Below are 25147 nucleotides of genomic sequence, written 5' to 3'. Positions count from 1 at the left end.
AAAGCGGTCCCCGCCCCGATGGGCGGAGACCGCGGAAACGCTCACTGCGTAAAATGTGTGTGGTTGAAGATGTGGTCCTCACAGAAGCAGTGGTAGCCCGCGCACTTGGAGCAATAGCGGAACTGCAGGTCCGGAAAGTCCGTATCTGTGCGGCCGCAGACCTCGCACTTGTGGCGGTAGCCCTGCTGCTGGGCCTTCTTCCGCTGCTGCTTCACTGCGGACTTGAACTGGATGGTCTGGTGGGAGTTCTGATGGCGGACGGCAAAGCCGAACTCCCGCAGAAGGTCCCCGATCCTGTCCCAGAAGAACACCAGATACACCAGCCAGACGGCCAGCAGCTGGGGCAGTGTGAACAGCGCCGCCCACATACCGGAACGGAGCAGGTCATACAGGGTCAGCAGCACATACAACGCCGCCAGCCACTTGGCCTTGACTGGCAGGATCAGATAGACGCGGATCAGCGCGTCAGGGTACAGGGTAGCAAAGGCCAGGAACAGGATCTGGTTGAGATTGCCGCTGCTGACAACGGGAAGCGGGGACCACAGTATGCTGATCATGCCGAATACCACCATCAGCACGGCGCAGGCCAGATAGAACAGGGTGAACTTGGCGGTGCCCCAGTACTCCTCAATGGAGGTGCCGATGAAGTAGTAGAAGGACAGGCTGATGAAGATCCAGAACAGAGAGCCGTTGGTGGGCAGGAACATCCAGGTGACCAGCCGCCACAGCTCTCCCTGCAGAACGAGCTCTGCGTTGAAGTACAGCATATAGCTGGCATAGCCATTGGAGAACAGGTCCAGCACAAATACCACGGCCATGATCCCCACCAGAAACTTCATCAGGTTCGGAATGCCGAAGCGGGGATGCTGCAGGCAAAAGCGGTCCACGCTGTCGCAGAGTTTTCTCACGGTGAAGCCCTCCAGAACATTTCAAATATACAAGCGATATCCATTATACCCGATCAGAGGAAAAAAGTCATGTATAATTTTTGAACAGGCGGAACATCTGCGCAGTTTTCCGACGGGGCGACGGATTTCTCCGCAAAACCGGAAAAACCGTATTGACAAACGGGAAAAACCTGATAAGATAATAGGGACAATTTTATTACCCTTATCAAGAGTGGCGGAGGGAACGGCCCGATGAACCCACGGCAACCTGCTTATGACAAGGTGCCAAATCCGGCGGTGATCGACAGATGAGGAGCAAGCAACCAATCCGTTTGTGCGTTTCGCCGTCGAAACGCACATTTTTTTCGCCCCTTGATGAGGTCAGTGCTCAGAAAGGAACCTGTACTATGGCAAGACACTATCTCTTCACCTCCGAGTCCGTAACGGAGGGCCACCCCGACAAGGTCTGCGACCAGATCTCCGACGCCGTCCTGGACGCCATTCTGGAGCAGGACCCCAACGGCCGCGTGGCCTGCGAGACCACGGCCTGCACCGGATTGATCCACGTGATGGGCGAGATCACCACCAGCTGCTATGTGGACATCGCCCACATCGCCCGGGAGGTGGTCCGGGACATTGGCTATGACCGGGGCAAGTACGGCTTTGACTGCGACACCTGTGCCGTGGTTACCTCCATCGACGAGCAGTCCGCCGACATCGCCATGGGCGTGGACAAATCCTTGGAGAACAAGGAGGGCACCGACAGCGAGCTGAGCAACGGCGCCGGTGACCAGGGCATGATGTTCGGCTACGCCTGCGACGAGACGCCGGAACTGATGCCCCTGCCCCTGTCCCTGGCACAGAAGCTGTGCAAGCGCATGGCGGAGGTCCGCAAGAGCGGCCAGGTGCCCTATATGCGGCCCGACGGCAAGAGCCAGGTCACCGTGGAGTATGACGAGCACAACCGCCCTGTCCGGGTGGATACGGTGGTCATCTCCACCCAGCACGACCCCGACGTCTCCCTGGAGCAGATCCGGAAGGACATGATCGAGCAGGTGGCCAAGGCCGTGATCCCCGCGGACATGCTGGACGAGAACACAAAGTATTACGTGAACCCCACCGGCCGTTTCGTCAAGGGCGGCCCGGCGGCGGATTCCGGCCTCACCGGCCGGAAGATCATCGTGGATACCTACGGCGGCAGCGCCCCCCACGGCGGCGGCTGCTTTTCCGGCAAGGATCCCACTAAGGTGGACCGCTCCGCGGCCTACGCCGCCCGGTACGTGGCCAAGAACATCGTGGCCGCGGGCCTTGCCCGCCGCTGCCAGGTGCAGTTGGCCTACGCCATCGGCGTGGCCCAGCCGGTGAGTGTGCTGGTGGACACTTTCGGCACCGGTACGGTGGGAGACGACAGGCTGGAGACTGCCGTCCGCAAGGTGTTTGACCTGCGGCCCACGGCCATCATCCGGGACCTGGACCTGCGCAAGCCCATCTACCGCAAGCTGGCGGCCTACGGCCACATGGGCCGGGAGGACCTGGGCGTGACCTGGGAGAAAACTGACCGCACGGAGGCTCTGAAGGCCGCCGCAGAGGCGTGAAGCCTTTTTCAAAACTGAATCAAACGGTATGATACAGGCGGCGCCGCTGATTTTCAGCAGCGCCGCCTTTTCCGCTCAAAGCTCCATGGACAAATATACCATGTCCGACAAAAGCCGCCCCCCTTCGTATATGGGGTGGTCGTAAAATTGAAGGAAGAAATTGGGGACCCGGTGGCTTTCCCGGAACCCGCAGGCCCGGTAGAAGGGGAGGGTGAGGGCACTGTCCCCGGTGCCCACCAGGAGGCGTGTCCCTCCGGCGGTCCGGCAGGCGCCGGCCACATGCCGAACCATGGCCCGGCCGTAGCCCTGGCGCTGAAAGGCCGGCTCCACGGCCAGATTTTTGATCTCGAACACGCCCGGCGCCTCCTTGGTCACCACGCACACGGCGCGAAGTCCGCCGTCGTACAGCGCCAACAGCGTTCCGCGGTCCAGATAGCGGTCGATCATGTCCTCCTGTTCGTCTCCCAGCAGCAGGAGGGGGAGAAAGTCCCGCTTGCCCGACTCGATTCTGCGAATATCCATGCCTGCGCCTCCCTGTCTCTGATACGGGTAGAAGAGCACATTTCCTCCGGATTGTCAAGTCCGGGGTGCCGTAATTTGTCTAAAAGAGTCCGAATGTGTCGAATCTATTTCAAAAACCTGCGATTTTTGATATGCTATGTATGAATTGAAGAGGAGAGGAGACGGTTTCGGATGGATGAAGATATCCTGCGGACAGTGGAAAAAATCAGTGGGAAACTGAGCCGGGACTGCTATTACGACCTGTGCTGCCTGGTCAAGGCTGCCATCCCCCGTATGCCGGGCACCTTCTCCATGGAGACGCTGTATCCGGAGGCGCAGAGATACAGTGAAAAGGAAAAGGACACCCTGGCAAAGGCCCTCTCCCGGGCGGCGGAGGACATCTGGGACTGCGGAGACCGGGCGGAGCTGCAGAAGCTCTTTCAACGCGTGCTGCGGGAAAAGCCCACGCCGAAGGATCTGGTCCGGGTGCTGGCCTTGTCGATCTGGCGCCGGCGCAAGGCGGTGCGGCCGCAGGTGCGCTATCAGGTTCTGGAGACCCGGCACCCCCGGCGATTCGGATTCAGCGGCGAATCCTGGGAACCGGAGCGACATCTGGTGGTCCTGCTGCCGGGAAGGGAACAGGCAGAGGTAGAGCAGCTGGTGCGCAGACTGAATCAGCGGCAGATCCCTATCCAGGAGGCGGAGGAGCGTTTTCTGAATGGGGAAGATCTGCTGCCGGTCCTTTGAACAGAGGAGGAGCCTCCCGTAGGAGGCTCCTCCTCTGCTTTGCGCCGGGTGTGTTACAGGAACTGCTTCATCTGGGCGGCGTTGGCTTCCTCGGTGTGCAGCAGCCGCTCCGCGAGATTTCGGATCTCGCGGTTTCCACCGGCGTAGTCCCCCAGATGCCGGGTACTTTTGGTGGCCCCCATGGTGTTTCCCTGAATGACCATCTCCGCGATGTTGGATGCAGAGGGGTCTGCCAGCGTTTTGAAAGTGGACATGACCTCTGCGGACACCTTGGCCAGAAGGCCTGGGTCCCTGGGCTCCTCTCCCAGAGACCGGAGCAGGCGCTCCGCCTGATCCGCGATCTGGCGGTACTCGGCGCCCTGCTGGCTCAGAACCCGCCGCAGGCTGTCATCCCGGACCTGCCCGTCCAGGCTGTTCAGCCCCTCAATGCCCATCTCCGCCGTCTCATGGACGTATTGGAGCAGCTCGATATCGTTCATATTGGATCACCTCGCTCCTAGTATGCCCGGCTTTTCCGGGAAAAGACGTTGACCTTCCCGGGGAAATCGGGTACAATAGCTCCGTGTAAGAGCCCCAGATTCTGGGGGGAGGGCGCCGGAGTTTCCGCGCCGCAGACTGAAGAGAGGCGCCGGAGGGCGCAAGGAGGCTGTCTATGCCCAGCATTTCCGTCATTGTGCCTGTCTATCAGGCGGAGAAATTTCTCAGAGACTGCGTGGAGAGCGTACGGCGGCAGACCTTTTCCGACTGGGAGCTGCTGCTGGTGGATGACGGCTGCACCGACGGCTCCCCGGCTCTCTGCGATGAGCTGGCCCGGGAGGATGACCGCATCCGGGTGTTCCACAAGGAGCGCAACAGCGGCGTCAGCGAGACCCGGAATGTGGGCCTTGACCATGTCCGGGGGACCTATATCGCCTTTCTGGACTCCGACGATCAGTACGAGCCCCAGTGCCTGGAGACGCTGTGGAACCTGCGGGAGCGGGCCGGGGCGGATACCGCCGCCTGTGCGCACCTGAACCTGTGGCCTGATGGCAGCGAGACGCCGGAGCCGGTGCTGCCCGCCGGGATCTACGACGCCGACGCTATCCGGGAGAAAATCGTCAATCCCCTGCTGGGGGACCGGCTGGCCCAGCCGGTGTTCAATGGATTCATCTGGCGCTATCTGTTCTCCGCAGAGATTTTTGACAGACTCCATCTCCGCTATGAGGGCGCCTATCTGGAAGACGAGCTGTTCCTGATGGAGTATTTCTGCAACGCCCGGCGCCTGGCGGTGACGGAGACGCCCCTGTACCGCTATCTCCAGAATCCGGCCTCCGCCACCCACAAGTATATGAAGGACTTCCAGCAGGTCTTCGGCCGCTTCATGGAGCGGAAGGAGGACTTGGCCGCCCGGTACGGCCTGACGCCCGGCCGCCCCCAGTGGCGGGAGAACTCCAACTGGGCCGGGCTGTTGATCGCCATCGGCAACGAGTACGCCCCGGGCAATCCCAAGACCCTCCGGCAGCGGCAGGAGACCATCCAGGCCCTGTGTGCGCGGCCGGATATGGCCCACGCCATCCGGACGCTGTCGCCCGCCGGCATGAGCCGCAACAAGCAGTTGGCAGCAAAGCTGGTGCGGGGGGGCCGCTTCTGGCTGCTCTCCCAGCTGTACCGGATCAAAAACCGCATCTGAAGAAACGAGGTTTCCCTGCATGAGCATTCTCCGCGAAAGCTATCTGTATCACCTATGGGCGGTGCTGTGCACCGTCTACTATGACAGCGCCGTCCACCGCTGCCTGGTGCGCATGGGCGCCTGGTGCAACCGCCAGATCGACGAGAGCCGTGTTCTCCGGGTCTTGTGCCGGGAGGGCGTTGCGGCCCGGGCCTGGGAGGAGAGCATCCTCTGCCGGCTGCTGACGGGCCTCATCAACCTGCCTGCCTGGCTGCTCCACAAGCTGTACCTTGCCCTGCGGGCTACGTTTGATGACAGCGTTTTCTCCCGTCTGGCCTTTGAGATGGGACATGAGACCGCCGTCGCCCAATCCTGGCTCATCATGCTATTGTGGGTGATTCCCTTCTCGCATTGGAACAACGCATATAGTATGCTGGGCTTTGCCGCCCTGCTGGTGCTGTTCTATGCCGGGGCCATGTCCCGGCGGGACTTCCGGCTGGACGTGAAGCACATCGGGTTCTATCCGGTGGTGCTGTTCGGAGCCATGTTCCTGGCGGTGCTGTTCTCCTATGAGCCCTCCGCCTCCTTCCGCTTCCTGCTCTACCATATCTCCGCAGCGCTGTGCGTGCTGGTGACGGTCAGCGCTGTCCGGGGCACAGAGGATTTGAAGCGGCTGGCCGCCGGCGGTGGGGTCTGTGTGCTGGTGTCCTCGCTGTACGGTGTGTACCAACGGATCCAGGGCGTGGAGGTCAACGAGTCCTATGTGGACCTGGAGGTCAACGCCGGTATGCCCGGCCGGGTGGAGTCCTATTTCGACAACCCCAACACCTTTGCAGAGGTGCTGATCCTCCTGCTGCCCCTGGTACTGGCGCTGATCCTCTGCTCCAAGCGGGGCATCTCCCGCGTGACGGCCTGCGGCGTGTTTGCCGTGGGTGTGCTGGCTCTGGGCATGACCTACTCCCGGGCCAGCTGGGTTGGCATGGCCTGTGCCATGGTGGTGCTGGTGTTTTTGTGGAAGCCCAAGCTGATCCCCGCCTTCGCGGTGCTGTGCGTGGTGATGGTCCCTTTCCTGCCGGACACCATCTGGCACCGGGTCCTGACGATCTTCAATCCGGCGGATACCTCCACTGCCAGCCGCATCCCCTTGTATCAGGCGGCACTGGAGGTCATCCGGACGTCTCCCGTCTCCGGCGCGGGTCTGGGCACCGCCGCCGTGCAGGACTACATCAGCGACTTCAACCTCTACCACGCAGAAGCGCCCTTCGTTCACGCCCACAACTTCTACCTGCAGGTATGGATCGAGGCGGGACTGCTGGGGTTTCTGGGCTTTGTGGGCTCCATGCTGTGGAACATCAAAAAGGCGGCCCGCACGGTCCGGCACTGCGCCCCCTCTGCCGCCCGCACCATCACCTGTGCCGGAGCGGCGGCTCTGTGCGGCGCCATGGTGTGCGGTCTGGCGGATTACCTGTGGAACTATCCCCGGGTGATGTGCATTTTCTGGTTCGTGTTCGCGCTGACCATCGCGGGGATCAAGGTCTGCCGCCGGGAGACGGAGGCGGCCTGATGGAGGAGAGAAACTGCCCGATGGAAGATCCATTCGCATTTTTGACCCTGAACTTTCTGAAGAAGTCGGAGATTTTTCCCGGCTCCCTCGGCACCTTCCGCTACCGCTTCCAGCGGACGGGAAAGGTGAACGATGGCACCGTCCAGGCCTGGGTCTATGAGAACATCTGCTTTGAAAAGGCCCAGCACATTGAGACGGAGACCTTCCCCTGGACAGAGGAGGGCATGGCATCCCTGCGCTCCTGGCTGAACGAGCGCCTGCGGGAACGGGGAAGCGAGCTCTACCGGGTCTGGGGAGGCCGATAAAAAACAACAGCATACTGTAAGGCAGCCCGCGGAGGGATTCTCCGCGGGCTGCCTTTTTGCGCAATTCGGAACTTTTTTGGAAAGCATCTCCATAGGCGGAACATATCCGACGCCATTTTGGGTATGCTTACAAAAAATACCCGCGTCTGTGCGGGCGGATTTGGGAGGAGTCAAGATGGAAGAAATCACGCTCACAGGACAGTCTATCTCCGCGTTCCGGGAATTTCTGGTGGAAAACGAGAAAGCCCGTGCCACAGTGGAAAAATACGTGCAGGAGGCGGAACAGCTGCGACTGGCTCTGTGCGGCGCCCCGGTGACCAAGGCGGGTGTTCTGGCATACCGGGAGCGCCTGCAGCAGCAGTACAGGGCTCTGACGGTCAACAACAAGCTCTCTGCTGTGAACGCGTATCTGCGGTTCTGTGGAGCGGAGCACTGCGAGGTGAAGTTGCTGAAGGTTCAGCGGCGGGCGTTTCGGGAGGAGCAGCGGGACCTGACGGAGTCGGAGTACCGCCGGCTGCTCTCTATTGCCAAGGGGCGCAAGAACCAGCGGCTGTACCACGTGATGCTGACGATCTGCGCCACCGGTATCCGGGTGAGCGAACTGCGCTTCATCACGGCGGAGGCCCTGCGTGCTGGCCGGACGGAGATCCGGCTGAAGGGAAAGTGCCGGACCGTCCTGCTGCCGCAGGAACTGGCGGAACGCCTGCGGCGGTATGCCAGGGCGCAGGATATCCAGGAGGGGCCCCTGTTCCGCACCCGCACCGGGCGGCCCCTGGACCGCAGCAACATCTGGCATGAAATGAAAACCCTCTGCCGGGAGGCCGGCGTGATGCCGGAAAAGGTATTCCCGCACAATCTGCGGCACCTGTTCGCCAAGTGCTTTTATGAACAGGAGAAGGATCTGGCGCATCTGGCGGACCTTCTGGGCCATTCCTCCATTGAGACAACCCGGATTTATGTGGCAGTGAGCGCCAGGGCCCATGAACAGATTCTGGAAAAAATGCGGCTGATCGTTTAACAACAAAACAATGATTCTGTTGTAAATCGACAAAGCTCTCTCCACTACATACATTGGAATATAGTTAGTATAAAACAAAAAAACTACAAAAGCAACGTCCTTTTTTTGCGGTTTGGATTTTTTGAGGATTCCAATTTTGCGGCCCAAAAGGGAAAGGTGCCGTTTCGGCCAAAACCGACTCTTCGTGCTCTGGCACCGTATTTCCAGCTGATGACAGGTTTACAACAGAATCATTGTTCTGTTGTAAATCGGAAAGAGATGGATACGGAGGAGATATTTGGAAAGCATTCAGACAGTGAAAGCGGCTTTGGAGAGGAGAGAATGCCCAATGCGTGAGGCGATGGAAACGGCACTACAGGACAGGACCGCGGCGCCGGCGGAGCTGACAGTTACCTGGGAAGAAGTCTGCCGGTATCTGGACAGCTTGGCGGCCCGGGGCCGCCGGCGGGAGACGATCCAGGTCTACCGCCCCAAGCTGGAGGCGTTTTACCACTTTCTTCCGGAGGACAAGCGGGTGGCTGCAGACACACTGGAGCTCTGGCGCGCCGCCTTGCTGCGGGAAGGCTACTCGCCCGGTACAGCCAACACCCATGTGTCCGCCGCCAATGGGCTGCTGGCCTATCTGGGGCGGCGGGATCTGCAGCTGATCGGCCAGCTGGACACCGAAGAGGAGATCCAGCCGGAGTTGAGCCGGACTGAGTATCTGCGCCTGCTGGCCACAGCCCGGAATCTGGGCCGGGAGCGTACGTATCTGATGGTGAAGGTCTTTGCCCTGACAGGGATCCGCGTAAGTGAGCTGAACCGGGTGATGGTCCGGGCGGTGGAGGAGGGACGTGTTCTGACCGCCTGTGACGGCAGAGCGCAGTACGTCCTGATTCCTGCCTGTCTGCAGAAGGAGTTGGCAGTCTATCTCCGGCGGGTGGGGATCACTGCGGGGCCGGTATTCGTCACCCGAAGCGGCCGCCCCATGCGGAGGACCCAGGTGAGCGGAGAGATCCGGACTCTGTGCAGGGATGCCCGGGTGGATGGGGACAAGAGCAACCCCCGCTGTCTGCGCAGGCTGTATCAGGTCACGCAGGAACGCATTCGGGACAGTGTACAGATACTGGCCGAGCAGGCCCACGAGCGGATGCTGGAAGAGGAGCAGCTGACTGTGGGCTGGGAGCAGGGCAGCTGAGTCCTGCCCAGCCGACGCAGCAGGGGCGTGGACGATAGGGACGCACTGGATATGTGTGTGAACAATTTTTCAATGAGGTGAGGGGTTATGCTGTATCGAGGCAAGAGAGTCCGGGAGCGGGGGCGGCTCCCAAAGGGAAAGTTTCCGAAGAAGGGAGGCCGGCGGCTGGTCAGCGGGCTGCTGGCACTGGTACTGTGTCTGACCCTGGTGCCTGTGATTTACGCAGATACGGTGGTGACGGTGACAAGCTGGTATGCCGCCGGGGCATTTGAAGAGAACACGCTCTACTGGGTGGATAACAACAATGAGGACGGAGTGCGTCCCGGGGCGAATACGTATCAGCCGTCGCTGTGGTTCCGGATCGACAACGGGGAATGGATTGAGCTGAAAGGCGGGGAGGACTCGACGCTCTCCGGGGTGGGCCTGTCCGCTATGCCGAAAATGACGGTGGCCGACAACGGGAACAACACCTATACGGTCTCCGTCCCGACCGGCGTGTTGCCGGAAGCGATCGAAACCACAACATCCGATGGCTACGGCGGGGAGACCTCAACAGAATCCCGTGTAGAGTGGATCATGGGACCGTCCGAAGGGGTTGACGGCTACAGCCCGGTAGAGGTCAACAACGGCAATGTGTCGGAATATCCCTCCGCCGGGGACAACTACGGCTGGTACTATGTGCTGGAGGACGAATTCAACTTCCGCGTTCAGCTCCGCTGGGGTAATCTGGGCGGCGCGGAAGGCATCGCAGAAGCCATTTACAACAGCTTTGACTTCGTGGTGGACACCAACTATACGGCAAGCTCCCTCCGCCGGCTGCTGGCAGAGATGAAGGATCAGATGAAGATAGAAGAGGACCCTGATGGAGACCCGGACAACCCCACCAGCGGCACCGTCACCGTCAGCGGTCTGTGGAAGTACAACCTGGACGGCAGCCGGATCAACTACTCGGTAGAGGAGACCAGGGAGGGAGACGGAAAAGGCGACGGCCGGCTGGACGCCGCCGACGGCATCGCGGCGGGTGCCCTGCCCGAGGGCGACTACTTCCAGATCTCCTACGACAACTCCAGCACGCCCAACGTGGGCACAGAGGTGGGGAAGCTCTATGACGGCGGCAGCCTGTACCTGACGCTCACGGGCGTGAAGGATTATCAGGCATCCAAAGTCTGGGAGGACGCGGCGGATCCGGATCACCGCCCGGCAGGTGAACTCCAGCTGTGGCGTTACCGAGCCGGGCAGAGCTACACAACGGCCGCGCCCGTCCGGGATGATGGGGGCAGCATTCTGACGGTCCCGCTCAACGGGCAGGAGAAACAGGACATTCAGTTTGCAGAGCTGCCCAAGTACGACTCGGAGGGCTACGAGTATATCTATGTGGTCCGAGAGTATCTCACTGGTGAGCATGCGGGGGACTACACCCAGGTATTCGGCGCGGTGGGGGAAGACGGCGGCGTGACGGACATCATCTGGGCGCTGGACGAGGATTCCGGTACGCTGAAAAAACTGACCAGCGAGGATGCAGACTTTGCACGGGAGACGAACAATACATACCTCTACAACGGGGGAACCCTTTCCAACAAGCTCTCCGGCACGGTGACGGTTAATGCGACCAAGATCTGGAAAGCGGCGGCTTTCCAGTCGGCGCTGGAGGATGTCCGGGTGGAGCTGACGCTCCAGGCCCGGCCGGTGGGCAGTGAGGACCCCTGGGAAGACACGGAGATCACCGAGACGCTGGGGACGGAGGAAACGGGAAAATTTACGGCGGAGAACCTGGGCGGCCTGTCCGTCAGCGCCAGCGCGCCCAAATACGACAACCAGGGCCGGGAGCTGGAGTACCGCTGGGTGGAGTCGGTGGTTTACCAGGGCGAGAATAAAACAAATCTTCTGGACAACAACTCGTTTACCCTGTCCGGCGGCGGCAGCCGGGGAGATGCAAAGTACCGTGTGACCGATGTGGAGAACGGCAACACCACCGAGATCACCAATGCCGTCAGCAACCAGATAGATTATACGGTGGAAAAGAAGTGGAAAAGCGGCGCCCAGGAGGGGCCGGTGACCTTCGCCCTGTACCGTACCATCGGCGAACAGTCTCTGACAGAAACATGCAAGGTTCTTACCTTTACAATGGATGCAGGTGGGACCGTCAATGTTGATTTCACGAAGGAAAACGCATTCATAGATGCGATCGACGGTGAAATTTCCATTCAGTTTTCTGAGGCCTGGAAAGCCCTGCTCCAGAACCTCCCGGAGTATGACGAAGAGGGGCGCCGGTATGAATACCTGATCCTGGAGGAGAACGGGAACCCCACCTATGAAACCTCCATCGACAGCAGCACCGGAGACTATACGACCATCGTCACCAACGGCCCGGGAGGAAGCCATCGGATCCTGGTCCAGAAGAACTGGGTGGACGACAGCGACGCCGCCCACCGGGAGCCAGTGGAAGTGACGGTGTATAGCAGAAATGGAGACGAGGTAATTGTCTCCGTCACGCTGGGCGAATCCCAGGAGGACGGAGATCCCATCTGGTACGCATGGGCCGGCATTGGAGAACTTACGCCGGACCAGGTCTACATCCGGGAGACCAAAATCGGAGCGATTGCGGTTCTTGGAACCGAAGGCGCCCCGACCGAGGGAGAGATCAACGCTCCCGGAATCACCCGCGACACTGTCCCCGGCAGAAACCATGCCTATGAAGCTACATACGACCGCGAGAAGATCGCGGGTGAGACGGTCTGCACCGTCACCAACCGCCGGCTGGGCAATGTGGACCTGACCGTCACCAAGGACTGGCGGGACGGCGGCGGAGACGGCGTGGGGGAACTCCAGGCAGCCCTGGAGAACACCCCCGGCCTCACTCTGGCCGTGAAGCTGAAGATCGCCGCCAGCGATGATACGGAAGGACAATTTAAAATCTATCAGAAAGATGGATTTGGCTATGTGAACCTGGGCGGCGGGGATGTACAGATTCAAGACAGAAGAGAAAGACGGGTTTCCTCTATTCAGCCGATTCTCACGGCAGATACGAAGTCCAACTCCCTTGACTTCTGGAACCTTCCCAAGTACGACACCAACGGCACAGTGGTGCGCTATACCGTAGAGGAGGTCTGGCTGGACGGCGGCAATGAGATCACGCTGGATCAGCTGCGGACCATTTCTCCGGAGGTCTATGCCCTGTGGACTACATACACAAGCTCTGTAAAGGAAAAATCCTATACGGTAAATGACGGTGAAAACAAGAATGACGAGCAGAAGATCACCCTCACCAACAAACGCACCGGCGTAACGGATGCTGTCTGGTACAAGCAGTGGTACGACATCTATATGTATGGCTCCGGCAGTCGTCCGGACATCTATCTGGACATTTACCGGACTGTGCATACCTCTGCTGCTGAGGACGGGATCGAAACCGAACTGATCTATCCCAGCTACCGCTGGACAAACGAGGGCCTGCTCCCGCCGGAGACAGAGGTGCCGTCCGAGGGAGCAGGCGATCCCGCGGGTGAGGAGCCCGGCACCGCCTCCGGGGATAACGGATCTGCGGACCGGCAGTATTTCTGGCGGGCCGAGCTGGAGAACTTGCCCAAGTATGACGACTGGGGTTACAAGATCACTTACTCCGCGGTGGAGCGCACCAGTGTAAACGCCTCCGACTTTGACTACGCCATTGCGGAGTACTGGACGGGTGAAACTTGTCTGGGCACGCGTGACGAAGCTGACCCGGGGATGGAGGCGGCTTACGAAGCGCAGACCACGAACCTGGACGGCGTCAACCCACCAGTGTCTCAGGATGCCAGCAGTTCTTACGCCAAATATGCCCTGAACGCAAATGGTACCTTCGTCAACCGCCTGAATAAGCCGGTCGCCATTGAGGGACGGAAGCTGTGGACCAACCTGCCCGCTGGCTATCCGGCGGTGGACCTGCCCAACGTCACCTTCGCACTGTACCGGCGGGTGCAGGGCAGCGGGGAGGCGTTTGACTTTGGCGGAGCCCCCATCGCGACCCTGACTGTTCAGGACTGGTCCGGCCTGAAGAACTATACGTTCCGGCTCCTTTATGAGGGGAAAAATATCATCGATGACGGAGCCGGAACCGTCCGGCCGGAATCTGAAGACCAGCCAAGGCTGCCCAAATACACGGAGGAAGGCAAGCTGTACGAATATGTTCTCCGGGAGGAAGGCATCACCGGCGCCAACGGGCTGCCCCTGGACGGTACCGGCGAGGGACCCCAGGAATCGCTGGATCTGTTTGATATACAGGAGATCTCCAACACCTTCCAGGTGGAGAACGTGTTCCACAGCCCGACTGGCAGTCTGTCGGTGAAAAAAATCCTGGAACTGCCTTTGGGCGGAGATGACTTGCCCATCGCCTACCCCGCCGTGCGCTTCCATCTGTACCGGGTCTACATCCAGAACAACGGCCAGCCCTCCGCGCAGGAGCTGGTGCGGACGGCCACTTGGTCCTCGGAGGAGGTCGAGGCGGCTTACCAGCAGCGAGGAGACAGCACAACTGTTGAAACGGTTCTTTCCTTTACAGGCCTGGAGCAGTATGCGCCCAACGGCTCGCTGTACCTCTATCATGTGGAGGAGGACAAGAGCTTCCTGGGCGGCTACGATACCTGGTGCGGCCCGGGCGACCTGGAGGCCCAAGACGTCACAGGGGACGGATATACTGTCGGCGGTCTGCTGCCCCATGAAGAGCGGGAAGAGGCCGACGCCACGTTCCTGAACAGCCGGAAGGCTGTGCAGACAGAGTTCGTCACCCTCACGGGCCAAAAAGCCTGGGAGGACTTTTACGACGCCTTCGGTCTGCGTCCGGATGCCCCCTATGAAGAGGGGAAAGATGGTACATTGGTCCCCGTTATCCGGCTCACTGTGACCCGCCGCGCCGCTGCCCAGGAGGGCAGGGCGACCCGCACATCGAGGAGAAGCTGACAGAGGGCGAGGACTACACCGTCAAGTGGACCCAGGATGCAGAAACCGGAAAGTGGACTTATCAGATCTGGGGTGCGGACGATCCGGATGCAGAAGAGCCCGGCATCTCCGCGGAAGAGCCCGCCGAACCGGGCCCCGGCCAGGGAGAGGAGACAACGCCGCCCACAGAAATGCCCCCGGAGGAGGGAAACCAGCCCGCCGATCCTCCCACGGACGAAGGGGATACACAGAGTCCGGAACCTCCGGCAGATGGGGAAGAAGACCAGAACCCGGACTCCCAGGCGGGAGACGGGGACGGCCAGTCCGCCCCGCAGGAGGAGACCCTCAGTGCCGCCAGCCTGCACAGCGATCCGGCGGATGGGGAACATGGCGGCGCCGGCAGCGTCCCGGTCACACCGACAGAACCTGCGGAAGATCCGGACCAGATCGGAGACCCCGATTCCCAGGATCCCTCCGAAGAGACGCCTCCCGCCGCGCAGCCCCAGACGGAGCTGGAAAAGTGGGCCCCCAACGGCGCCCGGTGGGTGTACACCGTGAAGGAAGAGCTGAACTCCGATCTGAAGGAAGCGTTGTATGAGCGGTACCAATATTACTTCACCGGCAATGGGACAGCGGGTGAGGACTCCGCAGACGGCGACACCATCCACATGAAGGAGCTGAAAAACTCTCTGGAGACCAGAGCCCCCTTCACCAAGCGGTGGGTGGGCAGCGATGGCGAGCCCATCACTGCCGATTACATGGACCTTGGCGAGATGTCCGTCACCTTTGAGCTGTATGTCAAGGAGGGAAAGAGCGGAGGTTGGCAGAGGGCAGCGGACTATTTCACGCAGGAGAACCTGGGAGAAGACGCGTACGAGAAACTGAAGGATGCCGGAATACTCAATGGTTTTTCGATCACATTGGAAAACCGGCATATCTATGATTCCTGGAGTGGAGCTTGTGAGAACCTGCCGCGTGTAGTAAAAAAAGACAGCGGGATTTCGGAGCTGTCCTATCGCGTGGTGGAGACGGAAATCGCTTATCAAGGCGGAGCCGCGACGATTACTGTCGATACCTGCGGTGAAGAGTTCGCATACACTGTTGCAGACAGCGGCGGCCTTTTCACGGGAATTGAAGACACCTACACGGAATCCGGAAATTCGACCACCATCACCAACAAGCTGGCGACGACCTCGCTGCAGGTGCAGAAGATTTGGACGAACGACCGGAACAACGTCTATGGCACCCGTCCGGATACAGACGAAGCCGGCAAGACCTGGGAGACCAGTTTCCTGATTCAGCGGACCACGGATCTATCTGTTGGCTGGGAAGCGGCAGCATGGGAAGCCGTCCAGGTGACCGGCGAAAACGGTCAAAAGCAGGATCTGGTAGTGACCCTCACCGGAACGGATACAGAGGGCACGGTTGAATCGCCGGTAGGGATGACGATTTCCGGCCTGCCGAAACAGAATGCGGAAGGGGAGTACACCTATCGCGCCGTGGAGCTTGAGCCAGGATATCAAATGACGAACGGAGCAGTCGATTTGAGCAGCTATGTCCTGCTCAGAGATTCCTACAACGAGGCGTACACGGCGGCCTACACCTATGGCGGGCAGTCTGACGACGGCTTCCTCACCACAGCGGCCAACGACATGCAGACCACCAAGGTCTTTGCCGGCAAGACGTGGATGCCTGCCGGCGAGGAGGGCGCCCAGGTCACCCTGCACCTGCAATATGCGGTTCCGCTGGAGAATCCGGCAGAGGGCCCGGCGTATACGTGGAAGACCCTGACGGCTGTATCCGTCACGCTGGATGGAACTACGGATCCTGATCTGGACAAACCCTATTACGAGTACGCAGAGTGGAAAGCCGTCTGGGAGAACCTCCCAGCCCGAATGCCGGGCAGCTATCTGCCGGACTCCGACTCCGAGACAGAATACCGCGTGACCGAAGCGGTCAGCGGCAGCTACGTCCAGGTGGGAGATACGAAAAAGGAAAACAAGACCGATGTGGATGGGACCTACCCTGAATTCCAATTCACCAATAAAGCTGTGACATCCCTGACAGTGGAAAAGAAATGGCACACCGCGGATACCAAGAAACATCCGATCACAATGGAACTCTGGCGGACCACGGACAAGAACCTGATGGGGAAGACCGGCGTGGATGGAGTGGAGCAGGTCGCCGGCATGACCGCAGAGCTGTCTGCGGCCAATAACTGGCGCCATATTTTCGGAGAGCTGGACAAAGTAAACAGCCAGAACCAGAAATACTATTATTACGCCATTGAACAGGGAACCCCGGACGAGGACATGGAAGTGATCTACGATCATGGAGAACCGACGGAAACTACGGTGGCGTTCACCACTGCCATCACCAACAGGGGCTATACGGACATCCCGGTCTCCAAAACCTGGCGGGATGACAGTGACGCGCAGGGCCTTCGCCCGGAGACGCTGAAGCTGACCCTCTACCGCAGAACGGATCCGGCAGCCCAGGGCGAAGTAGCAGGCGAAGTGACGCTGTCCGCGAAAAATGCCCAGGACGGAAACGCCGATGTCTGGACATACACCTTTGAGCATCTGCCGGATACGGACGGCAGCGGTAATCCCTATACCTACTGGGTGGAGGAAGAACACCTGGAGTCGTACACTGTGACAGGGAGCGGTACGCTGGCTCTGACCAACACACTGGGCGGCAAGGAGACGGAAATTGCCATCCAGGGGCGGAAGACCTGGGTGGGTGATGGAGCGGACGACCGTCCGAACTCCATCACGCTGAGCCTCCTGCAGAACGGCACCAAAGTTGCCGAGCGGGAAGTCACCCCGAACGCCGACGGCAGCTGGACCTATGATTTCGGCAGCTGGCCCGCCTACGACGACAGTGGCCGGGCGTACACCTACACTGTGCAGGAGGAGCCGGTGGATGGCTACGGCACCCGGGTGGACGGATGGAACGTCATCAACGGAAAGGGGAACCTGACCGTCAAAAAGCAAGTGTACAGCGGTGACCGGCAGAGGGACTTCTCCTTCACCGTCACGCTTGACGACAAGTCCATCAACGGCATCTGCGGGGATATGACGTTCCAGGACGGCGTGGCAGCATTTACCCTGAAAGACGGGGAGAGCAAGACAGCCAAGGGCCTGCCCTCCGGCGTCGGCTACACAGTGGCAGAGGCGCGTGTGGACGGCTATGGGACCCGCGTCGAGGGGCACAACCCCGGGATGGTCCCGTTCGGAGACACGGCGGAAGTGCTAATCATCAATTATGACGACACGACTCCGCCGCCGGACCCGGATCCAGATCCAGACCCCAAGCCGGATCCAGACCCGGGTCCCGATCCCATGCCGGATCCAGATCCGCATCCGACCCCTGACCCGGACGAAAGCCCGGATCCTGATATGCCGGATACGCCGGACGAACCGGGGCACCCTGATGAACCGGATGACTCTGTTCCCACGGGAGACACTGCCCAGCTGGCGCTGTATCTGGCACTGCTGGCGGCCTCTCTGGCTGGCGCAGCAGCCATCGTGATTCTGGGCCGGAAGGGCAGGAAGAGAGACTGAAAAAAGCATTGAACCAACGAGGCAATCAAACCGGGGGCACGCATACCGTGCCCCCGGCCTTGGGGCCGCAGTCCTGAGAGATAGGGATCGAAACAACTTCCACACTTGACAACGGCCAAAAAATTCCGTATAATAAACTACGTTGCTTTGCGGGGCCTTGGTGCCCTGGAAGAGAGGCAGCTATCCGGGTGTAGCGCAGTTGGTAGCGCGCTTGGTTCGGGACCAAGAGGCCGTGGGTTCAAATCCCGCCACTCGGACCATCGGAGTATCCTTTGGGGTACTCCGATTTTTTACTGCCAATTTGTAAATTTTCTCATGTTGTTGCACAGGAATGTGCAACTTTTTTTGTTTGGGAACCTGTATGCAGAAGGACTTGTTCCTTACTACATACAGGAGGGCTATCTATGACCGAAGAAAATTACAACTACCGAACCAGTCAGAAACTGCTTCGCAACCAGTTTCCCGGCAAAGGAAAGTTAAAAATCCCCATCATTCCTAAGTTCCAAGAAAGTCCCGGAGACTTCGATGATCTTTTGTTGATCGGTTTTGACAAAACCCATTTGGAGGACCAGAATCACCTAGACCGCATGGTACACTTCTTCCTATATGACTATCGCTTTGAGAGGGTCTGGAAGAACCCGGACAATGACATTGAAAAACTCTCCCGCTACCGCGCGGTGCTGTCGCCGGATTTCAGTATGTACCTGGAGATGGCGCCTGTTATGCAACTTTACAATGTATTTCGTAATCGCTGGTGCGGCGCTTACTGGGCATCCAAAGGGCTCCGGGTCATTCCAACTGTCAACTGGGGAGATGAATCCACGTTTGATTTCTGCTTTGAAGGGATTGAAAAAGGAAGCGTTGTTGCTGTCTCCACTTATATGGCCTCAGAGCATGACAACCGCTGCGACCAGAAAGAATGGTTCATGGCAGGATACAACGAGATGCTGCGGCGCATTGATCCGGAAAAAATTATCTGTTATAATACACCGTTTCCCGAAATGCAGGGCAACATTATCCATGTGGATTACGAACGCAGTTCTTGGCGGTATATGAACTATGAACGAAGTTTCCATCGTGAAGATTTGGATGCCTTTAAAATTGGCGGCACATCCAGTAATAATCGTGATACAATAGAGCCGTACCTAATTGGAAAAGGCGGAGGAAGCGCCTACGGCGGAGAAATCAAACCGTCAAAACCAGAGGATGAGCGATTCTGGGGTGAGCCGGGCGAAACAAAATATACCTATACGGCAAAAGGAGAGCTTATTGAAACGCTGATTGGTCCTGACGGAAAAGCATATTTGGAAATTCACCATACAAACCATGGTTTCCCCAAGTATCATGAAGTTCCACACCAACATAGCATCATATGGGATCAGTCAGGCTTTCACTTCGGCAAAGAACAGACTACCAAGAGCTTTTTATACGGGAGGAACACGAACATGGCAACATGGGTCGGCACAAACAGCCTTGAAGATAATAGGTTTAAAACAATCAGTGATTTCAAACAGTGTATGCGGCGCGGCGGCGAAGTCCAGTTCGAGTGGAATGGCGTGCTGTACTGTTGCTTTGGCTGTATTTCTCCTGCGGCAGATGCAGCGCCTAAAATGGTGATTTGTCAGGCTGGCTCTGTGGAAGTAAACACTCGTACTGAGAAATGGTGTGATACCGCCGACGAAATTCTGGAGTATATGGTTGGTGGTGATCGTCTGCGTGATGTAATCACGCAAGTGAAAGTGTGGGAGCGTACAATTTAAGATGAAGCCTTTTGCCGACTGCTTACAAACCATTGATATTACTGGATTTCCACAGATCCTTTAATGACATTCAGACTATGTTAAAAGCTGCATTTTGGTTCTTTGAACCGAAATGCAGCTTTTTCATTTTCCCGCCCTTCATGACAAACTGGTCGACAGTATGTATCATGGAGGGCTTCTTATGTTTCAACATGTGATCAAGATCCCGTATACGCAGAAGGACCATCCTATTTGAGACCAGCAGCTGCGGGTTGCAGCCTATTGCCGTACCAGCACGAATCAGGAGAAACAAAATTCAAGCCTGGAAAAACAGATTGCGTATTATACAGCTTTCATTCAGAGTAATCCCAAGTGGCGGTTTGCAGCTGTTTACGCCGGCCAGGCATCGGGACAGCACACCCAAAACCGCCCGGGCTAATGTAATTTTTTACATTAAGTAAAAGTCATGCAGTTGATAATTGAATGATGTGTTGTATAGCACATTCTATTTAAACTATTAATAATTGGTAAATAATTCCTTGATATGTTGACTTTATTACCACCTCTTCGTACAATATATTGTAATCAGTTGGTTGTACTCTTTCAATAAATAGAAAGGCGTATTATGGGCGGAAAAGAAGGCGGCAGAGGTTATCTATATCAAGGGATTGTTGCTGTTCTAGAAGCATTAAGGCGAAATGATTGGGATAGGATTTACATTGAATTTCCAACAGAAGGTGACAAGGTAGATATTGCTTTAAAGAGCGCAGATACAATTACAGATGCGATCCAAGTTAAATCGACGGTCAACTCTTTTTCAAAGGGCGATATTTCTAAGTGGTTAAAAGATATCATCACTGATTATCCCTGCCAGCGGTATTGCTTGGTTTTAATCGGAAATTGTGCGGTATCAGCTGTGGATTTTATGAACGCTATTACCAAGTTTCAAACGGGTAAGTTGGATGCAACAGGTAAAAAACAGTTAGAAAAATTTGAAACTCAATTACTAAAAGATATTAATGTGGATTTTAAAGTGTTGCCATTCGATCCAGATAGTTTGAAGAGCCTTGTTCGAGAGGCTCTTTGGAAATATGCATATGATAGTGGACATTCCTTGGAGCATCCCCAAGTATCTTTACTTGTGGACGCAATGGTTGAGGAGGAACTTCTTCAATCAACAAAAGATGGCTATACCGATCGAACAATTTTCAGCCTGGAGTTGAACAAGCGAATCGAATTAATTATCAAGAAGTACACCAAGGTACGAAAAGCAATTGGAATTTTGTGTTTTTCAAGAGGTTCTGAAAGACTTACCCAAGAGACGTCAATTCTGTTAGATTTACAAGACAAATTTGAAGGTAGATTTTTGAAACCGGATTTTGACTGGACGGTTGATATCGGTAAGCCTGTTCAAGATTTTTTGAGAGAAAATACAGAGGTGCAGCAAGCTTACCAAATTATGCTGGAAGCCCATGGTTCCATCGCTTTTGCTGCAGGTCGTGTTTTTGATACTAAATCCGGTGTGGATATTTGTCCTGTTCAAAAAACAATTTTGGGACCAGAAATATGGGAATTTGACAAATGCGATCGAACCCAATATCAGAATTGGAAGGTAGAACATATAGCAAGAGATGAAGATACATTTGACACCGCGCTTATCCTCAACGTGAGGCACAATATTTGCTCTGATGTGGAGCGATACCTGAAAGAACAGGGGGTTCACGTTGGACGGATTATTAATTTCTCACCAGAGGACACAGGTAGCACTGGCTTTTCTATTCAAAATGGCACCCACTCCTCAAAACTGGCAATGGAAGTTTATGCCGCATTGGCAGGACGAAGCACCGTTGAAAGGCGAGCATATCTCCATATTTTTGCTGCCGCGCCTAATGCGTTTATGTTTCATCTTGGGCAAGTATCCCGTCCATTTGGAAAGTGTATTCTGTACGAATATGATTTTGAACAACGAGGCAACTGCTCTTACATACCGTCCATTCAGTTTGACGGGAAAGGAGGACTTGAATGAGCGCAATACAAACTTATTTTCAGGATTTCTTGACTAATATTCGGCTACCTGACAGTTTGAAAAAAGCGTTGATCTCCGCACACACCGAGCTTCGAGAACAACTCAAATCTGATGACCTTACAAAAGATTTACTCGTTGAAAGTTTTTTACAGGGTAGCTATGCTAGGTCAACTTGTATTAAACCAGCACCAGGAAAAAAGGTGGATGTAGATGTAATTGTAGTTACTAATATTGATCATGATACCGTTTCTGCCCAAGAAGCATTTGCCATAATTACACCCTTTGTAAAGAAGTACTATCAGAACTACGAACAGCAAAAGCGTTCGATCGGTATTTCTTTGCCCGAAGTAGATATGGATCTAGTAATTACCGCAGCTCCCAGCGAAGAGGTGAAAAGGGCCATTGAATGTGCTGGCCTTTCATCCGCATTCACAGTCGATGATCTCTCGGGCTATCAGCAGTCACTTTTGGAAAATTACCGCTTAGATTCACTGGAAAGATTTTTCGAAAGTGATTCTACTGGCCAACAATGGAGGGCGGAGCCTTTACTGATTCCAGATAATGTCGAAAATCAATGGTATCGAACGCATCCTTTAGAGCAGATCCGTTGGACCAAGAGAAAAAATCAAATTTGCAAAGGTAATTATGTAAATGTAGTTAAAGCGATCAAATGGTGGCGACGATTGGAACTACCTAGCCTCAAGCATCCGAAAAGCTATCCGTTGGAACATTTTGTGGGAGAGTGTTGTCCAGATGGAATCACAAGTGTTGCAGAGGGCATCGTCGGAACCTTGGAGTGCATTGCGGAATGTTATCCTAAAAAGCCATTCCTCCCAGACCGGGGGTTCCTGAGCATGACGTATTTGAGATGCTCTCAGATGAGGATTATGACACTTTCTATAAGGCGGTTTGCGGCGGTGCAAGACTTGCTAGAGCAGCTTATGATAGCGCTGATATAGAAGAGAGTGTTAACCTTTGGAAATCTTTCTTCAAAGATTGCGATGAATTTCCATCCTATTATAGAAAAAACGGAGGATTTACTCCGAGAGTACAGGAAAGTAAGGGCGTTCCTGTTGGGAGGTTTGGATGAGTCAGAATCCAACTGAGAATTTGCGACGCGGGCGGCGCCGGATTGAAGAAATACCAGAAATAATTTTGCTGAAAGATTGGACTTGGGATGTAGTTACAAAACGTTTTTATCTTCACATTAGGGTTTGTTTGGACCATGATGGCAAAGATATTCCCAGAGTAACAGAATGGTTTGTTACTGCGGAAACTGTTTATCCCTTTGGAACTATTGCTATATATCCGAGCTGCAAAAATAGTATAACAAATACATTTCCACATCAATCGATCAATGCTTTTGAGGAAGAAAACCATTTGTGGCGTAAAGGAAAACTCTGTGTTGATCTTATTGATCAGACTCTTGGCATCCGCGTTCCTGAAAAAGAGCCGTTCACAGTTGATGAACGGCTCTTTTGGAATATGCAAAGAGCTGTTTTGTGGCTCCGTGCGGCTGCAGAAGAGAGATTAATAAAAAATGGGGATGCCTTTGAGTTACCAGATTTTCCAGTCTCTCATATACAGACAGTCTTTGCTTTTCAAGAGGATTGTGTTTCCATGATGATCTGGGAAAGTACGGATGAGCGTTGTGGAATTGCAAGAATCGTTCGTAGGCAACTTTCATCAGAGCAATCCATAGCAATGATTCGGAGCTTTCGCTCCATTGATTCTCAGAAGGTAATCTATCAACCGGTTTGGGGAACGGCAATAAGGGAAAAAAACTATGAAAATGCACTTTGGATCAGATTAAAAGAAGTACCAGTTATTAATAACTGGCAAGTTCCCACTAACCTATGTCAGTTGAAGCAGATATGCACTAATCAGGGCATTGATTTGCTGGCCATTTTGAAATCATTTGCCCCCAAAGCCAGAGATGGGAGGCGGCATCTGCTTTTGGTTGGTTTTCCAATCCCAGCACATATCGGTGAAGATTCCCACGAGATGACTTGGCAGGCTATAGAGCTTCCTGCTCTATCCTGCGGAAAATATACAAATAGAGTTTTTCATTCTGGCAAGCGACTTAGCATTCCTCAGACTTACGGAGCAAGAAAAGGCTACCGCCCGAGTGAAGCGGGCTGGTGGATGAATGACAAAGCAAAGATATTCCTGGATAGTATGGAACTATCATGGATTCGCAGCGAAAACTGGAGCGCACGCACGATTAAGGGGCGTGGAAAGCTTGCAAATAGGCTTGCGAATCAGCGTATAGTTATGATTGGGCTCGGTAGCTTGGGCGCTTCTATTGCAGAACTGTTGACTCGTGCTGGGGCAACACAACTCACCTGTATCGATGGAAATGCTTTAGAAATGGGAAATCTTTGCCGTCATACTTTATGTATGACAGATCTTTATCAGTCCAAAAGTAAACTTGTAGCTAAAAGGTTAACGAATATTGACCCTAACATTCACACTACTTATGCAGAAAGGTATTTAGATATAGATGAAACTGGGGCATTAGTACCAGACTTGAGCAGTTTTGATATTATCATTGATTCCACTGGCGAGGATCAAGTATTGGCGTTATTATCTGCAACAGAGTGGAAGCGAAAAATTGTATTCTGCTCAAGTTCTGTTGGACTTGGTGCAAAACGACTGTATATTAATATTCAAAGGACAAAACTGCCTCACTTTGAAAATTTTCTTAATTTAGTCGAACCATATTTTCAAAAAGATTCCAATGATTTTAATCTAGATGCGCTTCCTCGGGATGGCATTGGCTGCTGGCATCCATTATTTCCTGCCAGGGCAGATGATATGTGGTTTGCCGCTTGTACCACAGTCAAGGCATTAGAAGCTTTTGTACAAAATTCAACAGAAAAAGGGATCTCATTAATCTATGAAACACAGACTGAAGATGGACTTTTTAATGGCCTGCGATTGATTGAGAAACAATATGAATATCGAGAAAATTGAGACCTTTAAATATTACGAGAGCTTTAATGGAAGCTATGGTGTTAAGTTGCCGGATCAGGAGCTAGAGTATATTCATAGTTTATGTATGAATTCATATCCTTATGAGACAGGCGGAATCCTCATCGGCAGATACTCTGATGATTTGAAATGGGCAGAAATAACCACTATAACAGGAGCTCCAGCAGAATCCAAGCAAACTTTGTGTTCATTCGTACGGAGTACGCGGGGCATTATTACGAAGCTAAAAAGAGCGTGGCAAAAGCAGCAATATTATTTAGGGGAGTGGCATTATCATCCCAATGCTTCTCCTAAGCCATCTGCACTAGATTTGAAAACAATGGTCAATTTATCTAAAGACGAAGACCTAGGATGTCCAGAACCAATTTTGTTGGTCATCGGAGGTAGCTCATCCAACTGGCTTCAGTATATTGGGGTATATGTAAAGGAACAAGAGATAGAACTCTATGAAATAAATAATAACTAA

At 55.2% G+C, this 25147-nt stretch carries 18 protein-coding genes, 1 tRNA gene and 1 riboswitch; of the genes, 16 read left to right on the top strand and 3 right to left on the bottom strand.

The window, feature by feature from the left end; all coding sequences use genetic code 11:
• Positions 1-41: 41 nt before the first annotated feature.
• Positions 42-908 (bottom strand): rhomboid family intramembrane serine protease, encoded by an 867-nt coding sequence (locus tag EIO64_RS01595; protein ID WP_025544114.1) that lies wholly within the window; start codon positions 906-908, stop codon positions 42-44.
• Positions 909-1107: 199 nt separating this feature from the next.
• A riboswitch (SAM riboswitch) is annotated at positions 1108-1202 on the top strand.
• 92 nt (positions 1203-1294) lie between these two features.
• On the opposite strand from EIO64_RS01595, the gene metK reads away from it, so the two are divergent.
• Entirely contained in the window at positions 1295-2482 is a 1188-nt protein-coding gene (metK, locus tag EIO64_RS01590; protein ID WP_021750104.1) for a methionine adenosyltransferase, read from the top strand.
• Between the two features lie 75 nt (positions 2483-2557).
• On the opposite strand, the gene EIO64_RS01585 is transcribed toward metK, so the two are convergent.
• On the bottom strand, positions 2558-3004 hold the full coding sequence (locus EIO64_RS01585; protein ID WP_025544113.1) for a GNAT family N-acetyltransferase: 447 nt from the start codon (positions 3002-3004) through the stop codon (positions 2558-2560).
• Positions 3005-3175: 171 nt separating this feature from the next.
• Here EIO64_RS01585 and EIO64_RS01580 point away from each other — a divergent pair, with 171 nt between their 5' ends.
• Complete coding sequence (locus EIO64_RS01580) at positions 3176-3730, top strand: hypothetical protein (RefSeq protein WP_119311134.1); 555 nt, start codon at positions 3176-3178, stop codon at positions 3728-3730.
• A gap of 53 nt (positions 3731-3783) precedes the next feature.
• On the opposite strand, the gene EIO64_RS01575 is transcribed toward EIO64_RS01580, so the two are convergent.
• A complete protein-coding gene (locus tag EIO64_RS01575; RefSeq protein ID WP_021750107.1) occupies positions 3784-4209 on the bottom strand; it encodes a DUF2383 domain-containing protein in 426 nt (141 codons plus the stop codon).
• 173 nt (positions 4210-4382) lie between these two features.
• On the opposite strand from EIO64_RS01575, the gene EIO64_RS01570 reads away from it, so the two are divergent.
• From EIO64_RS01570 to EIO64_RS01505, 14 genes are all read left to right on the top strand, one after another.
• The gene (locus EIO64_RS01570; RefSeq protein ID WP_021750108.1) at positions 4383-5399 is read left to right on the top strand and encodes a glycosyltransferase family 2 protein; all 1017 of its coding nucleotides are present in this window, start codon (positions 4383-4385) and stop codon (positions 5397-5399) included.
• Between the two features lie 19 nt (positions 5400-5418).
• The gene (locus tag EIO64_RS01565; protein WP_021750109.1) at positions 5419-6942 is read left to right on the top strand and encodes an O-antigen ligase family protein; all 1524 of its coding nucleotides are present in this window, start codon (positions 5419-5421) and stop codon (positions 6940-6942) included.
• A complete protein-coding gene (locus tag EIO64_RS01560) occupies positions 6942-7247 on the top strand; it encodes a hypothetical protein (protein ID WP_021750110.1) in 306 nt (101 codons plus the stop codon). Before EIO64_RS01565 ends, EIO64_RS01560 begins: the two co-directional genes overlap by 1 nt.
• Positions 7248-7422: 175 nt before the next feature.
• Positions 7423-8265: a tyrosine-type recombinase/integrase gene (locus EIO64_RS01555; RefSeq protein WP_119311133.1), complete on the top strand. Its 843-nt coding sequence runs from the start codon at positions 7423-7425 to the stop codon at positions 8263-8265.
• A gap of 328 nt (positions 8266-8593) precedes the next feature.
• Positions 8594-9442, top strand: a complete 849-nt coding sequence (locus tag EIO64_RS01550; protein ID WP_136890727.1) for a tyrosine-type recombinase/integrase — start codon at positions 8594-8596, stop codon at positions 9440-9442.
• Positions 9443-9529: 87 nt separating this feature from the next.
• Positions 9530-14377 carry a Cna B-type domain-containing protein gene (locus tag EIO64_RS01545; RefSeq protein ID WP_136890726.1) on the top strand — a complete coding sequence of 1616 codons (4848 nt, stop codon included), beginning with the start codon at positions 9530-9532 and terminating at the stop codon, positions 14375-14377.
• Between the two features lie 170 nt (positions 14378-14547).
• A complete protein-coding gene (locus tag EIO64_RS01540; protein ID WP_136890725.1) occupies positions 14548-17922 on the top strand; it encodes a Cna B-type domain-containing protein in 3375 nt (1124 codons plus the stop codon).
• Positions 17923-18106: 184 nt separating this feature from the next.
• A tRNA-Pro gene (locus EIO64_RS01535) sits at positions 18107-18182 on the top strand.
• Positions 18183-18326: 144 nt separating this feature from the next.
• Positions 18327-19682, top strand: a complete 1356-nt coding sequence (locus tag EIO64_RS01530) for a DUF4417 domain-containing protein (RefSeq protein ID WP_119311113.1) — start codon at positions 18327-18329, stop codon at positions 19680-19682.
• A 244-nt stretch (positions 19683-19926) separates the two neighbouring features.
• Positions 19927-20100: a recombinase family protein gene (locus EIO64_RS01525; protein WP_119311909.1), complete on the top strand. Its 174-nt coding sequence runs from the start codon at positions 19927-19929 to the stop codon at positions 20098-20100.
• Positions 20101-20286: 186 nt separating this feature from the next.
• Positions 20287-21687, top strand: coding sequence for an SAVED domain-containing protein (locus EIO64_RS01520; RefSeq protein WP_119311112.1), 1401 nt, complete (start codon positions 20287-20289; stop codon positions 21685-21687).
• On the top strand, positions 21684-22646 hold the full coding sequence (locus EIO64_RS01515; protein ID WP_136890724.1) for an SMODS domain-containing nucleotidyltransferase: 963 nt from the start codon (positions 21684-21686) through the stop codon (positions 22644-22646). Before EIO64_RS01520 ends, EIO64_RS01515 begins: the two co-directional genes overlap by 4 nt.
• Before the next feature lie 127 nt (positions 22647-22773).
• Positions 22774-24663, top strand: a complete 1890-nt coding sequence (locus tag EIO64_RS01510) for a ThiF family adenylyltransferase (RefSeq protein WP_136890723.1) — start codon at positions 22774-22776, stop codon at positions 24661-24663.
• Positions 24644-25147 carry a M67 family metallopeptidase gene (locus tag EIO64_RS01505; RefSeq protein WP_119311109.1) on the top strand — a complete coding sequence of 168 codons (504 nt, stop codon included), beginning with the start codon at positions 24644-24646 and terminating at the stop codon, positions 25145-25147. The genes EIO64_RS01510 and EIO64_RS01505 overlap by 20 nt, the downstream gene beginning before the upstream one ends.

Origin of the sequence: Dysosmobacter welbionis (assembly GCF_005121165.3) — a bacterium.
In the GTDB taxonomy this organism is placed as follows: Bacteria; Bacillota; Clostridia; order Oscillospirales; family Oscillospiraceae; genus Oscillibacter; species Oscillibacter welbionis.
The sequence above is the reverse complement of the archived record's forward strand: the minus strand, read 5'-3'. Positions and strand labels throughout refer to the sequence as shown.